The organism is Shewanella sp. 11B5 (genome assembly GCF_002836795.1).
GTDB lineage: Bacteria > Pseudomonadota > Gammaproteobacteria > Enterobacterales > Shewanellaceae > Shewanella > Shewanella frigidimarina.
In genome coordinates, this window is record NZ_PJAP01000752.1 from 1 (window position 1) to 1,842 (window position 1,842).

1 protein-coding gene is annotated in these 1,842 nt (G+C 39.4%); it reads right to left on the bottom strand.

Annotated elements, in window-relative coordinates:
• Positions 1–142: 142 nt before the first annotated feature.
• Positions 143–1,842: alpha/beta hydrolase family protein (locus CXF78_RS16085; RefSeq protein ID WP_102037349.1), on the bottom strand; the 1,700-nt coding region annotated here is incomplete at its 5' end.

Consider the following 1,842-nt stretch of genomic DNA (forward strand, 5'->3'; position numbering starts at 1 on the left):
TATTACGACTTTTAATTGATGTTAATACCTGTTTTCTTGGCCTATTTGCGCGATAGAATTTGCTTAGAAGCATAACGCAGGTACAAAAAAGCCGACCCCGTTTGCCGGGTATCGGCCTGTTGATATAATGCTTATTAGCTCATTACGATTTAATGTCTAGGTTCTTTTTAAGGAATAGAAGCATTTTTTCATAATATTGGGCACGATTGTCATCATTGTAGAAACCATGGCCTTCATCATCCATCACCAGTTTTTCATAGGGATAATCACGTGCTTTAAGGGCTTTTTCTAATGATTCTAGTTGTTCAATGGGCGCTCGTTCATCGTCACCGCCATGTACTAGAAGCAAATTTGCTTTAAGCTTATCTACATTTTCTGAGGGAGACATAGCTCTTAGTACTTCACTATTTTGACCTAAAACATTTTTAAGGTAACTAGTACCCGAAGCACTATTTGCAATATCTCCTTCATCGAACATCAGTTCTAAATTATAAATCCCTGCAAAACCGATAGCGCATTTGAACAGATCGGGTTCAAGTATTGCGCTTTGCAATGCACTATAGCCACCAAAACTACCACCAGAAATACAGATGCGGTTTTTATCTACATAACCTTGATCAATGACGTAATGAGTGGCGTCGAGAATGTCATATTGTACTTCTGAACCCCATTTTTGGAATCCAGCTTGTTCAAAATTTTGTCCAAAACCACCTGAACCACGGAAATTGACTTGTAATACTGCCATCCCTTGATTTGCTAGCATTTGGTTTTGAGTATTAAACCCCCATTCATCTCTTATTCCATGTGGACCACCATGGGGATTGACTACAAGAGGGAGGTTTTTCGCTTCTTTACCATAAGGTAATGTTAAATAACCGCTAATTATTTTACCGTCTCGGCTGGTAAAACTAATTGGCTTCACTTCTGACATTTGCGCTGGGTCGAGCCATTTCTTGGCAGAGGCTAAGTGTTGGAGTGTGAGCGCCTTGGTGTCAAATATATAATAATCACCAGGATTTCGATCGTTAAATGCCACCACGATGAGTTTTTCTGAATGACGAGTTTCGCTAACAATACGAACTTGATGGCCAGGTAATGATGCGAGCAACTGCTTTAGCAATTTTGAATGACTGTCTTCTGGATTGACGAAAGCGTAAGACGGATAACCATTTTCAAATTCAACTGCATAGAGTTTTTTGGTAGCTTGGTTTATCCAGTAATTACTGGGATCACTTTTGTCATCTTTAATAATTTGCGTTTTTTCACCTGTTTCTAGATTGATTTCATAAATCCCTAAGGTTTCGCCTTTTACCCGAGCCGCTGCATAAATACTATTTTTATTTTCGGCAAAAGATATTGGGTAGAAATCATCCAAATTGAGTTTGAGGTTATCGGTGTTAAGCCATTCGCGGTCTTGACGATAAAATACTTTTGTTATGTTGTTTTCGTCTTCGCCTGCAACAAAGCGTACTTCACCATCGTGATCGGTTAGAAATCGAGAGTAACCTATAGGCGAAGTGGTGACTTTTCTGCGGAACCCTTTGTATAAATCTACACGGTATACAGTTTGTGATAATTCATAGTTTAAAGAATTAGACTCATTCCATGGGATTGCATTGACGAGCATATAGCGGTCGTCATCGGGAAGGGGATCTAAAATAAATGCCGTTGCTCTTATGGGGGTATTTTTCTTCAGATGTGAACCAGTTTGTTGCTCGCCGCTATTAAAACCAAAAAGGTAAGTTGCTCTTGACCCATCGGCATTAACAGCCATTAGCTCACCATAATACAGCGGTACGTCACTCCAACCTTTTAAGTATTCTTTTTGCAAGACGATTCGTT